The sequence below is a fragment of the Eubacterium callanderi genome, from assembly GCF_900142645.1.
Classification (GTDB): domain Bacteria; phylum Bacillota; class Clostridia; order Eubacteriales; family Eubacteriaceae; genus Eubacterium; species Eubacterium callanderi.
On sequence record NZ_FRBP01000018.1, the window covers coordinates 44586 to 63005 of the forward strand.

Consider the following 18420-nt stretch of genomic DNA (forward strand, 5'->3'; position numbering starts at 1 on the left):
GCCCGGAAACAACCGCTGTGACCTCGATATAAAAAGAACCTGTGCGGGACGTTTCGTCTGCACAGGTTTCCAGTATGCTCAAAGCAGTTCGCCATAGCGGCGGACAAAAAATTTTTTCAGCATTGTCACCAGAACCATATACATCAGCACTGTGACTATGAGGAACGGAAAATACATTCCCGGAAGCGGCACCATATCGAGAGCTGCTCCAATAAAGGTAAAGGGCAGAAGCGTGCCGATGGCAATTCCCAGGGTGGTTAATCCTGTCAGCTGCCAGGAAGCATGACTCCCGATAAAGGGCAACTTTGGCGAACGGATCATATGAATGACCAGTGTTTGAGTCCAAAGGGACTCGACAAACCACCCGGCATGGAACAGCGCAATAAAACCGATCTGAGACGTTTGGTCAAGGGTATGGAAGGCGCCACCGAAAACCATAGGGCAAATGTAGAAGAACAGAAACAAATAGGTGGTAATATCAAACACAGAGCTGGCAGGCCCCATCCAGAGCATAAATTTAACAATGGAGGAGGCATCCCACTTTCTTGGAACCTTCAGATATTCCGGGTCGACATTGTCCCACGGAATAGCCGTGCAGGAGATGTCATAAATCAGGTTGAGCACCAAAAGCTGCATGGGCAGCATAGGTAGCATAGGCAGAAAAATGCTGGCCGCCAGAACAGAAAACATATTGCCAAAATTTGAGCTCGCGGTCATTTTAATATATTTAATGATGTTGGCATAGGTTTTACGGCCCTCTACCACACCTTCCTCCAGCACCATCAGGTCTTTTTCCAGCAGAATAATGTCCGCGGACTCGCGCGCGATATCCACAGCGGTATCGACCGAAATCCCTACGTCGGCCGTCTTCATGGCGCCAGCGTCATTGATCCCATCTCCCAGAAACCCAGTGGTGTGCCCATTACTCTTTAATGCCTCCACAATCCGCACCTTTTGCAGTGGAGAGAGCTTGGCAAAGATATCGGTCCTCTCAACAGCTTTTTCCAGGGTGTCATCGTCCATTTTTTCAATATCTGAGCCTAACAGTATCTCCCGGGCCGGCATACCGACCTGGCGGCAGATTGCTTTTGTCACTACTTCATTGTCACCTGTCAGCACTTTAACACCCACACCATACTCTTTAAGAACCTTCAGGGCCGCTTCGGTGCTTTCTTTTGGCGGATCGAGAAAAGCCAGGTAGCCGATCAGCACCATGTCGGATTCATCCGCGACCGAGAACAGCCCCACCGGTGCTGGGTTTGTCTTTTGCGCCACACCCAAAACCCGCATGCCGGCGTCATTATAACGCCGTACCTGCTCGAGGATTTCATTCCGAACCTCTTCGGTGATGGGCTCGACCTTACCCTTGTACTCTGCAAAGCTGCACACACTCAGCATTTCTTCAATGGCACCCTTTGTGATCATCTGGGTCTTGCCAGTGCCGTCTGCTACCACCACACTCATACGGCGGCGGTTGAAATCAAAGGGAATTTCGTCCACTTTCCGGTATTCTTCTTTTAATACAGCGGCAGTTCCCAGATCAACATGATTAATGACCGCCTGATCCATCAGGTTTTTAAGGCCTGTCTGGTGCCAGCTGTTCAGGAAAGCATGACGCATGACACGGTCGTCCTCATTGCCATGAATGTCTAAAGGGTACTCAAGAACCACCTTATCCTGCGTAAGGGTTCCTGTTTTATCGGTACACAAAACATCCATGGCGCCAAAATTCTGAATAGCACTCAGATTTTTGACAATGACTTTTTTCTTCGACATGGCCACTGCACTTTTCGCAAGATTTGCCGAGACGATCATCGGCAGCATTTCCGGTGTTAACCCAACTGCCACTGAAATCGCGAATAAAAAGGCTTCAGGCCAATCGCCTTTTGTCAGTCCATTGGCTAAAAATACCAGCGGAACCATGACCAGCATAAAGCGGATCAAAACCCATGAAACAGAATTAACCCCTTTATCAAAGCTTGTATCCTGACGCTTTGGGCTCAGCTGGCTGGCCAGAGAGCCAAAAATCGTATCATCGCCAACTGCCAGTACCAGCGCTTTGGCTGACCCGCTGACAACGTTCGTTCCCATAAAAGCCAGATTATTACAGGACAGCGGATCACCCTGCGTATTTTTTACCGGATTTCCATACTTTTCAACCGCTTCACTCTCTCCTGTCAAGGAGGACTGGCTGATAAAAAGATCGCGCGCGTTCAGTATTCTGACATCGGCTGGAACCATATCACCAGCCGCCAGATAGATAATATCCCCCACCACAATTTCATCCAGAGGGATCTCTGCTTTTCCGGCCGGACTCCTGTCGACCGCAGCGGTTGTCTCGACCATTTCGCCAAGCCGTTCGGCTGCCCGGTCTGATTTCTGTTCCTGAAAAAAACGCAGTGATCCGCTGATCAGCACCATGATTCCGACAATCATCACAAACACAGGATCTTTTTCTCCCGGGGCTGCCATCACGACATCCGTAATAAATGAAACCAATGCCAGCACAATCAAAATAACTGTAAAGGGATTGACAAAAGCCTCAAAAATTCGCTTCAGGACAGAATCATTCTGATGGCGGCTCAGTTTATTTTCACCAAAGGCCTCACGCATTTCAGCAACCTTTTCTTCTGTGTAGCTTCCGGCACTGTAAGTCTTTACAAGAGTGTTTTGCTCTGTAACGGCCGCTTCCAACAGTCTGTTTTTTACATTATTTAAAATCATTTTCATTGTCTTAACCTCCTGAATTTTTGTTTATCAGTTTTGTTAAGACACAAGCCTCAGTAAAGGCAGCTGCCAGAGGTGGAAAAACAAACCCATTTCTTTTGTTTGCACGGTTCCTCCACTGCTTCCTCTGCCCTTCCGGGACCTATGCCTTTCTCTCGTCCAACGTCCATTTTTCTCACCTGCCTTTTCGACCTTATATTTATTCTATTGCAATAAAAAAACCTCTGCCAAAGCCCAAGCAATGACAGAGGACAACCTATCAAAAAATCGTCTCTTAATCTATTCACCGTTCAAGCTTTAGCTTCACAGGGCGGTGAAATTACATTAGTCAATGCCTTGCGTTCGACATAAACTGTTGACCATCTTGTAGTGTCTCCACTAGTTTGCGGCAGTAATCCATATCCCTGTGGTAGCCTCACCTACCGAAATATTTATTTCTTTGCTATTTTACTTCTTTTGTTTCACTTTGTCAAGCTGCTTATTGATTTCTTAAGTTTGTCAACAGAAATATCTCATTAGCCTCTCAATTGTTTCATTTAAGCATGCTTTGTGTCGAATTGGGTATAATCAAATCATCGCATGTAAGGAGGTTTTATGATGAAACAACATACTCTAAAATCAGCTAAAGTACCAGATACATATAAAAAGCCTGACGACCAGTCCTTAAAAGAGACGCTATCGCCCGAAGCCTATGAGGTGACACAAAACAGCATGACTGAGCGCGCCTTTGCCGGCGAATACTGGGATCAATTTGAACCGGGAATTTATGTGGACATCACCACCGGCGAACCTCTTTTTTCTTCATCTGATAAATTTGACGCCGGATGTGGATGGCCTTCTTTTTCAAAGCCCATTGATCCGGACACGATCCGTAAGCATAAAGATACCAGCTACGGTATGGTCCGGACAGAAGTGCGCAGCCGGACGGGCGACGCACACCTAGGACATGTCTTTGAGGACGGACCCGCTGACCTTGGCGGTGAACGCTACTGCATCAACAGTGCTGCGCTCAGGTTTATTCCAAAGGATCAAATGGAGGCGGAGGGCTATGGCTGGCTTCTTTCTGTTTTAGCATAATTTCAGACTATAATTCTTCTCTCAGTTGTTTTATTTTTTACTCAAAAGGGTATTTATAAAGCAAGTTAAGGAGTTGATTAAATGTCTTCAGATAATTTAGAAATTTTAAACATAGATCCCTATTTAGAACGCTATAAATCTGCAATCGAATGGCGAAACAACCGGTTTAATATGAAAAAAAAGGCTCTTTTAAAGAATAAAAAGAGCCTTTCTGATTTTGCAGACGGTTACCTCTATTTCGGCTTTCACCAAAAGGCCGAGGGGTGGGTATACCGTGAGTGGGCTCCGAACGCCAAGTCTGTTTTTCTCATTGGTGATTTTAACGGATGGGACAGAGACGCTACCCCCCTAAAGCCTTTGGGCAGCGGCAGATGGGAAGTCTTTCTCCCCGGAAAAAAAGCGCTGCCACATGGCTCACGGGTTAAAGTACATATTAAAACCAAGGATCAGTCCTTTGACCGGGTACCGCTCTACTGTAAGCGTGTGATACAGGATAAAAACACCTTTGCTTTTGACGGGCAGATCTGGAATCCCGAACAGCCTTACAAATGGCATGATAAGGCCTTTCACCCCGATCAATCCGTGCCGCCGCTCATCTATGAAGCTCACATCGGCATCGCCGGAGAGTCTCCAGAGGTCTCGACCTTCAAAGAGTTTACACAAAACACGCTGCCTCATATTGCCGGACTTGGCTACAATGCTGTCCAGCTTATGGCGATCATGGAGCACCCTTATTACGCCTCCTTTGGCTATCAGGTTTCTAATTTCTTTGCGGTTTCCTCCCGCTTTGGTACTCCCGAGGACTTAAAGGCGCTCATTGACACAGCGCACCATCTCGGTATCGCGGTTATCCTCGATTTAGTGCACTCCCACGCCTCACGCAATGTTCTGGACGGTATCGGAGAATTTGACGGAACGGACTATCAGTTTTTTCACGCCGGCCCGGAGGGCGATCATCCTGCCTGGGGTTCAAAGGTTTTTAATTACGATAAGCCCGAGGTTCTCCATTTTCTCTTGTCCAATATAAAATTCTGGCTGGACGAATACCATTTTGACGGCTTCCGTTTTGACGGTGTTACCTCTATACTGTACCATAACCATGGCCTTGGCGTAAACTTTAATTCATACGATCAGTACTTTTCATCCAATACGGATATGTCCGGTCTTACCTATCTCCAGATGGCTTCTGCCCTTGCAAAGGAAATAAAGCCGGATTGTTTCCTCATCGCTGAGGATATGAGCGGGCTTCCCGGCATGGCACTTCCCGTCTCCCAGGGCGGCCTTGGCTTTGACTACCGGCTGGGCATGGGCCTCCCTGATTTCTGGATTCATACATTAAGGGATTTAAGAGACGAGGACTGGGATTTAAACGCACTCTGGCATGAGCTTACACAGCGGCGGCCGGGTGAAAAGGTCATTGGCTATGCTGAATCACACGATCAAGCCATTGTCGGTGATAAAACCATCATGTTCTGGCTGGCTGATCAGGATATGTACAGCGATATGAATGTTTTTAACCAGAACCCTGTTATTGAACGCGCCTTGGCTTTACATAAAATGATCCGGCTGATCACCTGTACCTGCGCTGGCGAAGGCTATATGAACTTTATGGGCAACGAGTTTGGGCATCCCGAATGGATCGATTTTCCCCGGGAGGAAAACGGCTGGAGCTACCAGTATGCCCGCCGGCAGTGGCATCTGGCAGAAGACACCAACCTTCGATACCGCTATCTCCAGGATTTTGACAGAGCCATGATTCATTTTGTCAAGGAGACAAAGCTGCTTGAATATCCGTCTGAGCTTCTGCTCATTGACACCTGGGCAAAACTGCTGCTCTATTCAAAGGGGCCTTACCTCTTCGCCTTTAATTTCCATCCCACAAAAGATTTCAATGGCTTCATCCCACTTCCTGACAGCAACGGCTATCAGCCCCTTCTCAACACAGAATCCCGCGATTTCGGCGGCTGGATGGACACAGAGCCTGACCTCATTGACGCTAAGGCAAACTGCCCCGGTCGGCTTACCACCCTATATATTCCAAAACGCTCAGCCGCCGTCTACGCCCCGGCACGCTAAGAAAAAACGGATATTACAATGCGCAATCCGCACTTTCTTGTATTTTGATCCCACACATGTTATAGTTGCAGGAGATGATGTGGCGTTACGCCGCATCATTTCCTTATTGTGAAAGGAGCGCTTTTATGAAAACTTTTAGTTTATCTTCCAATGAGAAAAACATGCTCAAGGAAAAAATCATCGCTGCGGTTGATCCTAAGCTTTCGATAAAGCAGGAAGGCGTAGACTTTATTCTGTACCCTGGCATGCAGAAAGAAGGTTATGCCCTGATGCTGGAAGAAGACGGTGGCTGTGACTCTCTCAGCGCTTTGCAAAAGGGCACTGAACAGCTTATCGTTGCTGGCGCCATCGTTCTTACTCCATATGGTATACTCGAATATCTATAAATAACCAAAGCTAGCGTTGATAAGGTGTCACTGCCCATTTAATGCAGTGATCCAGCTTCTTCTCAAATATACGGTAACCCTCTAAAATATCATTGAGAGGGGCCTCGTGCGTTATGAGGAATTCTGTATTGACCCGTCCGGCCTCAATAAGCTTCATAAGGCGCTCACAATGCACAGCGTCTACGCCGCCGGTTTTGAAAATCAGATTTTTTCCATACATCTTTTCAAGCGGAAGTGTCTGAGCCTTTTCGTACATGGCAATCAGGGCGACGACAGCGTTGGGCCGCGCCAGTTTCCAGGCCAGCTCAAATGTGTTCTCGCCGCCAGCTGCCTCGATCACACCGTCTGCCCCGCGGCCATCCGCTAAGGCTGCAACCGCCTTCTCAGCGTCCTCTGAAAACGGGTTGACGGTCTCATCTGCCAATCCCTGCTTTACCGCCAATTTCAGACGTTCATCCTGGATATCCAATGCGATAATCCGGGCGGCGCCAAACAGCCGCGCGCAGCCCATGGCACAGAGCCCCACCGGTCCGGCTCCGATAACCGCAATGGTATCACCAGGTTTTATCTCACAGAGCTCCGCCCCGAAGTAGCCGCTTGACAAAATATCTCCCAGCAGCAACGCCTCTTTGTCGGTGACGGTATCTGGTATTTCAGTCAGCCCCATATCTGCAAAGGGGACTCTTACATATTCGGCCTGGCAGCCATCAATCCGGCATCCCAGCTCCCAGCCTCCTTTTTCACAGTTGTTGATAAAGCCCTGCCGGCAGTACGCACACTCTCCGCAGAAAGTGATACAGTTGGCCGCAACGCGCGCTCCTGGTTTTAACTTTTTAACATTTCTCCCCACCTCAACAACTTCACCCACAAACTCGTGGCCAAGCACCTTTTCTGGAACAGCCCTTGGAACTGCTCCATGCATGATGTGAAGATCGCTGGTGCAAATGGTTGAGAGTGTCACACGGACAATGGCATCAGTGTCTTCCTCAAGCTTTGGAAACGGCATATCCAAAAGCTCGATGGCGCCGTCCTTATGACAGACAAGCCCTTTCATCATTTTTTCTGACTTCATTTTATTCCTCCCTCATATAGCTTCTGGCAGGCCATGTAAGATCATATCAAGAGCATCCTCATTTGTTTCGAGAGCCTTTATGATAGCAGGCGCCGGGCTGACATAGATTTCTGGATAGTCTTTCTCACCACACTCTGGTCGGACAGGAAAAGCTAACTGCTCCCTTTCTGGATGCGCTTTATTAAACTGAGCATTCTTTCCAAAGGTATTTCCCCGAGCGTCAATACGTATCCACAGCTTTTCTCCCTCCAGGTACACACCATTAAGGCAGTGTATACAATGGCCGGTATCCGGTGTGTCACCAATGGTCAGACGCTGATAACAAAAGCCGGACGGTATCCCTTTTACTCTTAGCAAAGCCGCCAGCAGCATCGATTTAGCATAGCAGATACCTTCACCAGCCTCCAACACCTCAGAGGCCGTCCGTGTTACCCTGTGCCCCTGAATATCCCAGGAATGATCAATGGTATCCCGAACAAAACGAAAAACCTTTTCAATATACTCCAGTTTATTTTCAGAAAGCCTGTACAGGCTTTCTGACTTATCCACAATGGTACTGTCACTGTAATTAACATAAAAACTTTCTTCTAAATAATCTTTCAAATTTCCGCTTTTCGGTATGAGTTTCATTTCGCCTCCCGAAGTTTAGTCTTCCCTATCTATTGAAAATATTATAGCATAAAAAGACCGGAACAACCGGTCTTTTACTTCTTTTGCTTTAACAGTTTTTATTGGGCTGGCAGTTTGGACAGTAATAAACGCTGCCGCCCAGATAGGCTTCCTTGACAATGGCACCGCCGCAGACCGGACAGGGCGCTTTATAAGTATTTTTGGATAAAATGCTTTTATAGCCGCCCTTCATGCCAAAAATATCCTTCTCGGTATCCCGCCCTCCTTTTACAGTCATCTGATGCAGAGTGGCTTTAACAGAGTCAAACAGACGGCTGAGTTCCTCTTCCGTCAGATATTCCAGCTTTGTTCTGGGGTTCACTCGAGCGTTAAAAAGAATATCCTGCAGGCAGCCATTGCCCAGACCGGGAATCCGCTGTTCCGTTGCCAGAAGAGCCTTTGCGCTGGTATTCTTCTTAGCCGCAGCCACAATGCCTTCAAACCATTCCCAGTTAAATTCTCCGCTTAAGGGCGATGGCTTTTCTCTGGCAACCTGATGGTAATAATTGTCATTTTCTCCTTCTGTATATGCCCAGATTGCCCCGTACATCGCCACCGAAAAGACCAGAGCGCTCTCATCCTCAAAGGTCAGCAGCAGCTGATGCTTTTTGGGCTTTTTTTCCTTTGCCTCCAGATAGCGTATATTGACACCGTCCCCCAGCAAAAGCCGCTTATCCCCAAATTCAATTTCAACATAGCCGCCGTACGACGTGGCCCTGTCTACTTTCATCCCCAGAAGCTGCCCACGGCAGGCTTCCGGCTCGCCATTAAAAAAGGCGAATTTATGTGGTGATGCTCCCGCAACCACCTGCTCAATCTGTTTTCCTTTAACGATCTCGTCTAATTGTCCAGCTATGGTATAGCTTTCTGGTAATTCCAGCATACTGCACCTCCTCTTTTCCTGTATTATACCCTATAAATACTGACAGGTTTTGTCATATTTCACTGAAATTTGCTCTTTTGCAGTAAATAAATGCCCAAAGCCGCTGAAATTAACGGTGGCAGAGCATCTCATCCCCGGACTCTGTTTTAAACCATTGAAAAAGGCCGCGGACAGACAATGTCCACGGCCTTACATCACTTTTATTTTTTCTGCTTTTATCATAGAAAGGCCAGGCTTCCCTGTCAATGCCCCCAAAAATCTGAACATTCTGCCATAATCTCAGCGGCTGGTTTCAGGGTTGCTTCCGCAATAGGGACGCCCGTTTTTTTGAGATAATGGCGGATCATATGATAACCGCAGGCATACCCCGCGCAATAGGGCATCCCCACCGGGAAGAAATGCTGTATCTCTGCTATCTCGTCACCGTAAAGCCAGGGTGTAATACCGTCAAAGCCGGTTACATCAAAGGCTTCAACAATCTTTGGTTTTATCACCTCTTCCAAAACTGACGCATCTGTTTTAGTTACCCACGGACCAACGGCTTTTTCGCCGTAGAGAGCCGCGGCAAAATTTTCGGCCAGTCCCTCACTTACCATCATTTCGGCCAGCGTAATATCCGGCCGCCATTTCTGGAATTGAAACCGCACATTGTGGTTGCACTCATGGGCCAGGGCCGCAGGCATCCTGGCGACCGTCGTTTCACTCGGCACCAATGAGCCCAAAATATAGCCTGGAATGCCGCCGTCCCCGCAGTACCCCTCACTCATCTGTGTATATGGATTATCCGGATTGGCCAGAAGAAGGGTAAAAAAGTATTCCTGAACCGGCAGTTCGATACCCGCCTTTACAAAACAATCCAGGGATTTCTTTATCGCTTCCTCACTGGCAGACCAAAGACTTTCTTCTTTAAGCCACTCCACCGCTTCTTTCTGTGAATGATCCACCCTTTCTGGTGGGAAAAGCCCCATCATTTCAGAGGCCATCACCACATCGTAGCCGCCTTTCCGGGCAGCCTTAATCGGCACATTGATACATGCCCACTTGTACTCAAAAGGCTTCATCATCTCATAACGGTAAAGGTCATCTCTTTTTCCGTCAGAAGCGTTCATCATCTTTTCATAAATTTTTCCAGAATAAATGGCATTGATTTTCATAAAACGTCATCTCCTTTCGTGTCTTAATCTCAGTTTAAGGGATAACGCCGCGTAAGGGTCAAGCTTTATTTAAAAGCCTGAGGACATTTCTTCATTAAAAAACTTTTGAAATCAGCAGCACTGCCGGCCGTAAAGCCATCCTTGTCAAGAATATGCATTTTTCCGCCAGCCACAAGCACGAAGGTATGCCCTGTCTCATAGATTTTTTCAATCTGTTTGTAAAAAACAGGCCGTTCTGCCTCAGCTGTTTTCCAAACCATCTTATCCTTGGTGATGGTCCATTTGAAGCCACTGGCCGGAAAAATATCTTTTTGCTCATTGTAGGCTCTCTCTGCCGAAAAGCGGTATCCCTGAAAATAGACAAGCACCAGCAGTATTCCCATCACTATAAATATCACGCCTGCCGGCCAGGACGCTCGCGACAGATAATAATAGGCGCAAACAAAACAAAAAGCAGCCATAAGTAAATAGAACCAGCGTTTTTTCAGAGCGTTTTTCTGATACCATTTTCCCTGCGCCTCAAGATAAATTTTTTTGCTGTAAATGGTTGTGTTTTCAAATAAAATTTTCATTTTTTATCCTTCTATTTTTTCGATAATGGCTTTATTATACACCAACTTTTCCCCAAATGGTAAATTTAATTTTTATCTGGGCATTCCGTCCTAAATTCGTTATAATGGGTATAAGTTTTACATCATCAATTTCAGAAAGGAAAGATCATGGATAACAACAATACCATCAATTTGAACTCTGAATACTCCGCAGGCTTTCAGATTGAACTCCTGGATTTAGATATGGATAAGCTGGAAGACCCCATTTTAGTGGTGGGTTCCGGCGCTACAGGGAACCTCGTCTTCTTTTTAAACGCACAGGGCCACCGCGCCTGCGGCATTGACCCCAGCGCAGAGGATACCGATGTTACGCGCGCATCCGATTTTTTACATGTCGATTATGGTAAGGACTACTGGGGCAGTATTCTCTCCCCCCTGGCCTTTATTAAAGAAATGTCTGCCGCCATGGCCGCACAGGACGGCAGTGACCTGGAATGGGTAAAATGCTATAAATCTATTCTGACAGCGCTTAAAAAGGGCGGCTCCTTTATTTACGCCCCTTCCCTCCCCTATATTGAGGATATTCTGCCAAAAGAGCAGTTTGAAATAACCCGCAGCACCATTCGTGAAAATCTGTCCCGCACAAAGATCACCAGAAAATAATAAAAGAGATGATGCGGCGAAACGCCGCATCATCTCTTTTTGCTTTTTGAACCAACTGCCGCAGCCGCCGCCCTCTGCCGATGACTGTTTTTCTGCACATGCTTACCGGTTCTCAGCATCAGCACAATGGATAGAACCAGTGTCAGCGCCAGCACCGTACAGCACAGGGGCAGGTTATAGGCAAAGCCTTCTGAAAAGGCGCCTGGATCAATTCTGTAATTAATAAGGGCAAAGCCCGCTGTGAGCGGATACACATTTCCGAGTCCGTGGCCTGCCACCAGACCGCCGCAGACCCCGTAAAAGAAGGCAAAGCCCACGCCCGCGACAAAGCCGCCCGGCTTTTTACTGGTAAAAACAATGATGGGCAGTACCGCGATATACACGCACAGGTTCATGACCACCATCTGCACAAGCGACTGCACTGCCAGATTTGCCGTAAAGCCTTCCAGCTCGGATATTCCGGCAAACAGTACGGTTACCAGGAAGCTGCCGACTCCCGACAGCGCCACCAGAGCCGCGATAACCAAAAGCTTAGCGGTCAGCAGCTTACTGAAGGGGACGGGTATGGTCAGCAGGTTTTTAAGGGTATCATCTGTCCACTCTCTGGAGATAATATAACCTGCCAACAGCGTAAAAACCAGAGGATTGACCGCGTCAAAATTTGTCCAGATAACATTGTCTGAGAAATCCGGAAAGGCATAGGTTCCGCTGGTATCCATGGAGATGGTAAACCAGGAAAGCAGCGGGCCGCAGAGCATGGCGGCTGCCGCCACCCAGACAATGGGGTAGCGCTTGAGCTTCAGTAATTCTGTCTTAATCAATTTCAGCATTTTTCTTCTCCCTCCCGCCGGTCAAATAAATAAAAATAAAAACCGCCGCAACACACAAAATCCACTTTAGTTTTCTCACAGCGCACCTCAACTTTCACGTTTTCCGTAGATAAACAGAATACCCACGATGGACAGCACCGCGATCAGACCGACAACTCCGGCCGCCAAAGGCAGGGAAACCGCCGTTTCTTTGACCGCCGCCGCGGCCGCGCCGCCCTGGATGGCCAGCACCTGCCAGCGCCAGATGAGCGGGACAGGCAGAATGGTGAGCAGCGGATTGGTGAAGTTTCCGCTTGTAAAGCTGGTACTCGCGACACCAAAGCCCCCCACCGCATAAACCAGGGACAGAAGAATCGAAAAAATATAGCTCCGATTGAAAAAGACAATGGCAATGACCACCGGCAGGGTTCCGGCAGTCAGGAGAATACCTGTCATAATGCTGATCCACAGCTTATAGCCCACCCCATTGATACCGCCGCCGATCAGTCCGCCCACCATGGATGAGGCCATGAGCGCAACGGAATAAAAAATGCCTAATATGAACAATGTAATGATCTTGGCCGCGATAATCTGATTACTGCTTAAGGGAATGGTTCGCAGATTTTTTAGCGTGTCGTTATCCCTTTCCATGTAAAACAGCATGGCTGCCACGATCCCGATAATGCAGGGCATGGAGATAAAATTTCCAAAGCCCACAATCATACCAAACAGGCCGTCATACATTTCCGCGGGCGGCATCACATTGTCCGCGCTCTGCCCGATGCCGGTTTTCAGGACAATGGCCGTAAGCGGAATAGGCATGATACAGGCCGCCAAAACGATAAAAATCACAAATTTTTTGCGTTTCAGCTTTAAGAACTCACAGCGCACAAGCTTAAGCAATGCCGACACCCCCCGTAACTTTTTTGAAATAATCCTCCAGGGTATCCTCACAGGTGTGGGCGTCGTCTACCACCAGCTCATTCTCCACAAAACATTTTGTCAGCGTACCAACCCGCAGGCTGGTGTCAAAGAGCCGCAGCGTGTGTCTGTCGTCAATACTGAAATCATTGGTTTTAAAGACCTTTTCCAGAATCCGCGCTGCTTTAGCCGTATCGGATAAAACAAAACGGATATACATCTGGTTTTTATCCCTGAGCACAGACATACGTTCCTCCTCCAAAAGCACACCGTTATCAATAATGCCCACATCATCGGCCAAAAGCTCAATTTCTGAAAGAATGTGGCTGGATACCAGAATGGTTTTTCCCTTTTTCGCAAAGGCTTTGAGCAGATCACGGATCTCTGCGATGCCGATGGGGTCCAGGCCATTGATGGGCTCATCCAGAATTAAAAGCTCGGGGTCGTGCATGACAGCCAGGGCAATAGCCAGGCGCTGTTTCATACCCAGCGAATACTTGGAAAAAAGCTTTTTATCCTTGTATGGAAGCCCCACAAGCTCAAGGGATTCTTTAACTGCCTCCTTCCTCGGAATGCCACGAAGCGTGGCGAAAATACTCAAATTTTCTGTTCCCGTCAGGTTGGGATAAAAGCCCGGCGACTCGATCAGGCTTCCAATTCTCGGGTACAGGGCCTTACCGTCCTTAAGCGGGTCTTTCCCAAAAATACGGATAGCGCCCTGAGTGGGCTCAGTTAATCCCAGGAGCATTCGCATGGTGGTGGTTTTTCCTGCGCCGTTGCGGCCCAGCAGGCCATATATCTTTCCCCTGCGCACATGCAGATCAAGAGACGAAACGCTGACCTGATCGCCATAAACCTTTGTCAGATTTTTTGTAGCGATAACATATTTTTCCTTCATCGTTCAGTTCCTCCTCTGTTGATACTGCTATGATACCACCTGTGTCCTGCCCCAACCTTGCCTCAACCTTGCTTTAACCTTGTCTTTCATCAAACCAGCTTAAAATCCAGGAGAAAACGCGTCCCCTTTCCCACTTCGCTCATTACACGGATATCGCCGTTCTGCAGCCGGACCAGCTGCTCCACAATGGAGAGCCCAAGGCCGCTGCCCTTGCCCATTCTGGCAGGGTCACATTTATAAAGACGATCAAAAATATGGTCCAGCTCCTCCGCTGGTATCCCCCTTCCATTATCCTTTACCCATATCTCCACACTGTCTTTCTTTTCCTCTACACCAACAGAAATCGCAGAAGCGCCGCTGTGGCTCACCACGTTTTGTATCAGATTATTTAAAATCCTTCTGTAAGCCGCTGTGTCCAGAGAGACAGTCATGCGTTTTTCCGGGATAAAAAAAGCATAATTCATTTCATTTTGCTCAAAAACCGGAAGCCAGTCACTCAGAACGGTCTGGGTCATTTCCGTCACATTCACCGGAGCGATTTCCAGCACCCGCTCGTTGGAGTTCAGCTTAAACCATTCAAAAAGATCATCCACATACATCTGGAGGCTGTGGGCCTTTTCCCGGGCTGTTTCGATGTATTCTTCCCGCTCCGCTCCCTCAACCAGGTGGCTGTGGACAGCGTCCAGATAGCCGATCAGGGTGGTGAGCGGCGTCCGGACGTCGTGGGAAAGGCTGGTCATCATCTGCCGGTTGGCCTGATCGCGCTCATTGAGCTCCGCGATTGTATCCCGATACCCCTCCGTAATAGCGTTGATTTTATAAAAAAAGGGCGCCACAATATTATCCGGCGCTGCCAGCATACGGCGGTTCAGATTGCCGTTTCGGATATCTTCAAGTGCCTCATTCATATCCCGGACGCTTTTGCGTGCCTGATAGAGTTTCCCTGCCAAAATAAGAGCCGCGCTGCCGGCAAGGAACAAAAGCGCTGTCAGCAGCATTTCCAATCCTTCCATGATCACACCTCCGCGTTAAAACGGTAGCCTACGCCCTTGATGGTCTGAATATAGGTCGGTTTTTTGGAATCCGGCTCAATAAGTCTGCGTATTTTGCTGATATGCGCCATGATATTGCTGTCATCATACAGGTATTCTTCCTGCCAGACCTCCTCATAGATCTGCTTCTTTGTCAGGGCGCGCCCTTTGTTTTTGGCCAGATAATACAAAATATCAAACTCCTTTGCCTGAAGCTCAATCCCTCTGCCGCAAACTGTAACCAGCCGCCTGTCCGGATCGATTTCAAGATTTTTAAAGCTCAGCCTGCCAAGGATTTCCTCCCCGCTTCCGTTGAGAATGGTGTAGCGCCTCACCAGCGAATGAACCCTGGCGCTGAACTCATTAATATCAAAGGGCTTTGTGAGATAATCATCCGCCCCGAGCCGGAGCCCGTATACCTTGTCGATATTATCGTCCCGGGCTGTCAGCATCAATACTGGTACCGCACTGGTTTCACGGATTTTCCTGAGCACCTCGAAGCCGTCCAGACCGGGCATCATTACATCCAACACCACGAGCACCGGGCTGCCCTCCTCCAACTTTTCAAGCCCTTCGCGGCCGTCACTGGCGCAGGCCGCTTCAAAGCCATCGCAGGTGACACATTTTTCGAGTAGGGCGCACAGCTTAGGATCATCGTCAATGATTATAATTCTATTTTTCATTTTGTTCTCCTTTTGTCCATGATTGTCTTTTCATTCTAACATCTTCCGCTGAAAAAAAGAACAAAAATAAAAAAGGGAAGGCGGCGAAACGCCGTGTCATCTCAGAAATGACAGCTGTTCACATTGATACTGGCCTTTGTAGTCTTTGATAATATCTTTCATCCTGAAATTGAGGCCCGCCTGACCGCAGACATTTTCTAAAAACGTGTAAAGTTCATGTGCTCTGGAAGCTCCGCAGCTATAATCATTGCCGTATCGCCGCATATACTTTTGCCGGAGTCCGGGAAAATGCTGGTCCAGCTGATTAAAATAATAATCTCTCTGGACATCTCTAAGGGTAACACCAAAACCGGGATAAATGAAACGTGCGCCGCACTTTGCCCCCTGCTCCACAATCGACTGGATATTGTCTGTGTTGTCCTCAATAAAGGGAAGAATCGGCATCAGCAAAATGCCGATATAGATGCCCGCGTCTGAGAGGGCTTTTACTGCCTCAAACCGTTTGCTACTTGGCGGGGCCCCAGGCTCGACAATACCGCTCAATGCATCGTCCGCCGCTGTGATCGTGACCTTACAGATAACCGGGGAGTGGCTCTGTATACGCGACAGCAGATCAATATCCCGTGTGACCAGGCTCCCCTTGGTCGCGATGGCCACGCCAAAGCCATAATGGTCAATGAGCTTGAGCGCTTCCCTGGTCAGGCGCTCCTTTCTCTCAAAGGGATTGTAGGGATCGCTCATGGCGCCAGTTCCTACCACACCTTTTTTCTTTTTACTTTTAAGGTCACGGGCGATGAGCCTGAGGGCGTCCTGCTTTTTCTTTACCGTGTCAAAATCTGTATTCTGGTAGCATTCGCTGCGGCTGTCACAATAAATGCAGCCGTGGCAGCAGCCCCTGTAAATATTCATGCTGTATTCTGTTCCAAACCACGCGGTATTTTTATTCTTGGTGACCAGTGTTTTGGCCGGTATTGTTTCCATTGATTTCTCCTTTTTCTTTCTCTCTATATTATACCAGACAGAATCTGACAGGTCGTGTCATATTTGAACTGCAGCGCTTCTTCTTGCATTTTGCTGCTTTTCTGGTTATACTGAACTGCGTACAAGGAGGTACCTATGACGGACAAACCATCAAAAATACTCATCGTTGAGGATGATCGCGCCCTGAACCAGGGACTTGTGCTGTCCTTAAAAAACGATTCTTATACCACACTTTCCGCCTTTTCCATTAAGGAGGCCAGAGAAAAACTGACAGACAATACCTTTGACCTGATCGTTCTGGATGTAAATCTGCCTGACGGCAATGGGCTGGAGCTGTGCCAGGAGATACGGCGCCGTTCTGCTGTTCCCATTATTTTTCTGACCGCCAACGATATGGAAATGGACGTGGTCATCGGCCTTGAAAACGGCGGAGATGACTATATCACGAAGCCCTTCAGCCTGGCGATTCTGCGTGCCCGCATCGCCGCGCTGCTGCGCCGAAGCCAGAAGGAACGGCAAAACCGCATAAAAATCGACGCCTTTACTTTTGATTTTGACCAAATGGTTTTTTTAAAAGGAGAAGATGAGCTGACGCTCAGCAAAACGGAGCAGAAGCTGTTAAAGCTGCTGCTGGCAAACCGCGGCACCACAGTCACCAGAGATCTGCTGCTGGAAAAGGTCTGGGGAGACAGCATGGACTTTGTGGATGAAAACGCCCTCTCTGTGACCATACGCCGTCTGCGCAGCAAGCTCGAGGACAATTCCTCAAAGCCTGTGTATATCCAGACAGTTTATGGCCTGGGGTATACCTGGGCGGTGACGTAAAATGAACGCAGCCGTTATCCTTATTTCAATATCGGCCATTCTCCTCGGCGGGTTCTTTATCCTTTGCCTATTCCGCTTAAGCCGGACCCTTACCTGTCTGGACCAAATGCTTGACAGCGCTCTTGAGAACACCTTTGAAGAAAATGCTTTTGACGAAAGCCGCCTCTCAGCCCTTGAAACCAAGCTTCATCATTTTCTGAGCGCCAGCCGTGCCCGCAGCAGCCGCACTGTATCTGAGCGGGATCAGGTCCAGACCCTTATCGGCGATATTTCCCACCAGACTAAAACGCCCATTGCCAACCTGAGGCTTTATTCTGACTTGCTGGCAGAACAGTCAGGCCTGCCAGAATCTGCTCAGATGCTGGCAGATGAGATTGGCCGGCAAAGCGCAAAGCTTGATTTTCTGATCCAGTCACTGATCAAGGCCTCCCGGCTTGAAAACGGCATTGTTCAGGTTTCACCCGAGACTTCCGCCATGGATGTGCTTTTAGAAAGCGCCGCGCTGGGGGTATTAAAAAAAGCTCAAAACCGTTCTGTCACGCTTATTATGGATGTTCCGCAGAACCTGTCCGCCTGCTTTGATCTCAAATGGACAGCGGAGGCTCTTTATAATATTCTGGACAACGCACTCAAATACACCCCGCCGGGCGGAGAAATTCGCGTCACCGCGCAGGCCTATGAATTATTCTGCCGAATCGATGTCTCAGACACTGGAATTGGTATTTCCGAAGACGAAATACCCAAGATTTTCAGCCGCTTCTACCGTTCCTCCGCAGTCAGCCAGGAAGAAGGCGTTGGCATTGGCCTTTACCTCTCCCGGGAGATTATCACCTTGCAGGGCGGCTATATCAAGGTTTCCTCCGAACCCGGTAAAGGCTCCTGCTTCTCTGTTTTTCTGCCACGCTCTTTTCAAAAAAAGGAAGAAACTTCTGCCTTTTAAATGAAATCTGTCAAAACTGTAAGATTCCGGAAAGAACATGGAAAGAAGTTTTTGTTATAGTTTGTTTATGGAGT

At 48.2% G+C, this 18420-nt stretch carries 17 protein-coding genes, 1 pseudogene and 1 riboswitch; of the genes and pseudogenes, 6 read left to right on the forward strand and 12 right to left on the reverse strand.

The features are described from left to right. Positions 1–78: 78 nt before the first annotated feature. Positions 79–2730, reverse strand: a complete 2652-nt coding sequence (mgtA, locus tag BUC22_RS20010; protein WP_013381268.1) for a magnesium-translocating P-type ATPase — start codon at positions 2728–2730, stop codon at positions 79–81. A 272-nt stretch (positions 2731–3002) separates the two neighbouring features. Next, a riboswitch (M-box (ykoK) riboswitch) is annotated at positions 3003–3161 on the reverse strand. Positions 3162–3357: 196 nt separating this feature from the next. On the opposite strand from mgtA, the pseudogene msrB reads away from it, so the two are divergent. The 3 genes and pseudogenes from msrB to BUC22_RS20025 form a co-directional block, all read left to right on the forward strand. After that, positions 3358–3804, forward strand: a pseudogene (gene msrB / locus BUC22_RS20015) (peptide-methionine (R)-S-oxide reductase MsrB); the annotation flags it as partial. A gap of 81 nt (positions 3805–3885) precedes the next feature. After that, positions 3886–5880: an alpha-amylase family glycosyl hydrolase gene (locus BUC22_RS20020; RefSeq protein WP_013381271.1), complete on the forward strand. Its 1995-nt coding sequence runs from the start codon at positions 3886–3888 to the stop codon at positions 5878–5880. A 125-nt stretch (positions 5881–6005) separates the two neighbouring features. After that, positions 6006–6266 carry a hypothetical protein gene (locus BUC22_RS20025; RefSeq protein WP_013381272.1) on the forward strand — a complete coding sequence of 87 codons (261 nt, stop codon included), beginning with the start codon at positions 6006–6008 and terminating at the stop codon, positions 6264–6266. Between the two features lie 10 nt (positions 6267–6276). Here the strand turns inward: BUC22_RS20025 and BUC22_RS20030 are convergent, their stop codons facing one another. The 5 genes from BUC22_RS20030 to BUC22_RS20050 all read right to left on the reverse strand — a co-directional run bounded on the left by BUC22_RS20030 (position 6277) and on the right by BUC22_RS20050 (position 10616). Further along, the gene (locus BUC22_RS20030; protein WP_013381273.1) at positions 6277–7338 is read right to left on the reverse strand and encodes an alcohol dehydrogenase; all 1062 of its coding nucleotides are present in this window, start codon (positions 7336–7338) and stop codon (positions 6277–6279) included. 12 nt (positions 7339–7350) lie between these two features. Then, positions 7351–7968 carry a transglutaminase-like domain-containing protein gene (locus BUC22_RS20035; RefSeq protein ID WP_013381274.1) on the reverse strand — a complete coding sequence of 206 codons (618 nt, stop codon included), beginning with the start codon at positions 7966–7968 and terminating at the stop codon, positions 7351–7353. A gap of 88 nt (positions 7969–8056) precedes the next feature. Beyond that, complete coding sequence (locus tag BUC22_RS20040; RefSeq protein ID WP_013381275.1) at positions 8057–8890, reverse strand: DNA-formamidopyrimidine glycosylase family protein; 834 nt, start codon at positions 8888–8890, stop codon at positions 8057–8059. Between the two features lie 242 nt (positions 8891–9132). Beyond that, positions 9133–10044: a DUF2268 domain-containing putative Zn-dependent protease gene (locus tag BUC22_RS20045; protein WP_013381276.1), complete on the reverse strand. Its 912-nt coding sequence runs from the start codon at positions 10042–10044 to the stop codon at positions 9133–9135. Between the two features lie 65 nt (positions 10045–10109). Next, positions 10110–10616: a YcxB family protein gene (locus BUC22_RS20050; RefSeq protein WP_013381277.1), complete on the reverse strand. Its 507-nt coding sequence runs from the start codon at positions 10614–10616 to the stop codon at positions 10110–10112. Positions 10617–10763: 147 nt separating this feature from the next. Here BUC22_RS20050 and BUC22_RS20055 point away from each other — a divergent pair, with 147 nt between their 5' ends. Then, positions 10764–11258, forward strand: a complete 495-nt coding sequence (locus BUC22_RS20055; protein ID WP_013381279.1) for a class I SAM-dependent methyltransferase — start codon at positions 10764–10766, stop codon at positions 11256–11258. A gap of 29 nt (positions 11259–11287) precedes the next feature. On the opposite strand, the gene BUC22_RS20060 is transcribed toward BUC22_RS20055, so the two are convergent. The 6 genes from BUC22_RS20060 to BUC22_RS20085 all read right to left on the reverse strand — a co-directional run bounded on the left by BUC22_RS20060 (position 11288) and on the right by BUC22_RS20085 (position 16581). Then, on the reverse strand, positions 11288–12088 hold the full coding sequence (locus BUC22_RS20060; RefSeq protein ID WP_013381280.1) for an ABC transporter permease: 801 nt from the start codon (positions 12086–12088) through the stop codon (positions 11288–11290). Positions 12089–12175: 87 nt separating this feature from the next. Continuing rightward, a complete protein-coding gene (locus BUC22_RS20065) occupies positions 12176–12970 on the reverse strand; it encodes an ABC transporter permease (protein WP_013381282.1) in 795 nt (264 codons plus the stop codon). Continuing rightward, entirely contained in the window at positions 12963–13886 is a 924-nt protein-coding gene (locus tag BUC22_RS20070; protein WP_013381283.1) for an ABC transporter ATP-binding protein, read from the reverse strand. The genes BUC22_RS20065 and BUC22_RS20070 overlap by 8 nt, the downstream gene beginning before the upstream one ends. An 89-nt stretch (positions 13887–13975) precedes the next feature. Continuing rightward, complete coding sequence (locus tag BUC22_RS20075) at positions 13976–14899, reverse strand: sensor histidine kinase (RefSeq protein WP_090415294.1); 924 nt, start codon at positions 14897–14899, stop codon at positions 13976–13978. Between the two features lie 2 nt (positions 14900–14901). Next, the gene (locus tag BUC22_RS20080; protein WP_013381286.1) at positions 14902–15600 is read right to left on the reverse strand and encodes a response regulator transcription factor; all 699 of its coding nucleotides are present in this window, start codon (positions 15598–15600) and stop codon (positions 14902–14904) included. A 96-nt stretch (positions 15601–15696) separates the two neighbouring features. Then, positions 15697–16581: an SPL family radical SAM protein gene (locus BUC22_RS20085; protein ID WP_013381287.1), complete on the reverse strand. Its 885-nt coding sequence runs from the start codon at positions 16579–16581 to the stop codon at positions 15697–15699. A 135-nt stretch (positions 16582–16716) separates the two neighbouring features. Here BUC22_RS20085 and BUC22_RS20090 point away from each other — a divergent pair, with 135 nt between their 5' ends. Further along, entirely contained in the window at positions 16717–17406 is a 690-nt protein-coding gene (locus BUC22_RS20090; RefSeq protein WP_013381289.1) for a response regulator transcription factor, read from the forward strand. Position 17407: 1 nt separating this feature from the next. Next, a complete protein-coding gene (locus tag BUC22_RS20095) occupies positions 17408–18346 on the forward strand; it encodes a sensor histidine kinase (protein ID WP_073383570.1) in 939 nt (312 codons plus the stop codon). Positions 18347–18420 lie beyond the last annotated feature (74 nt).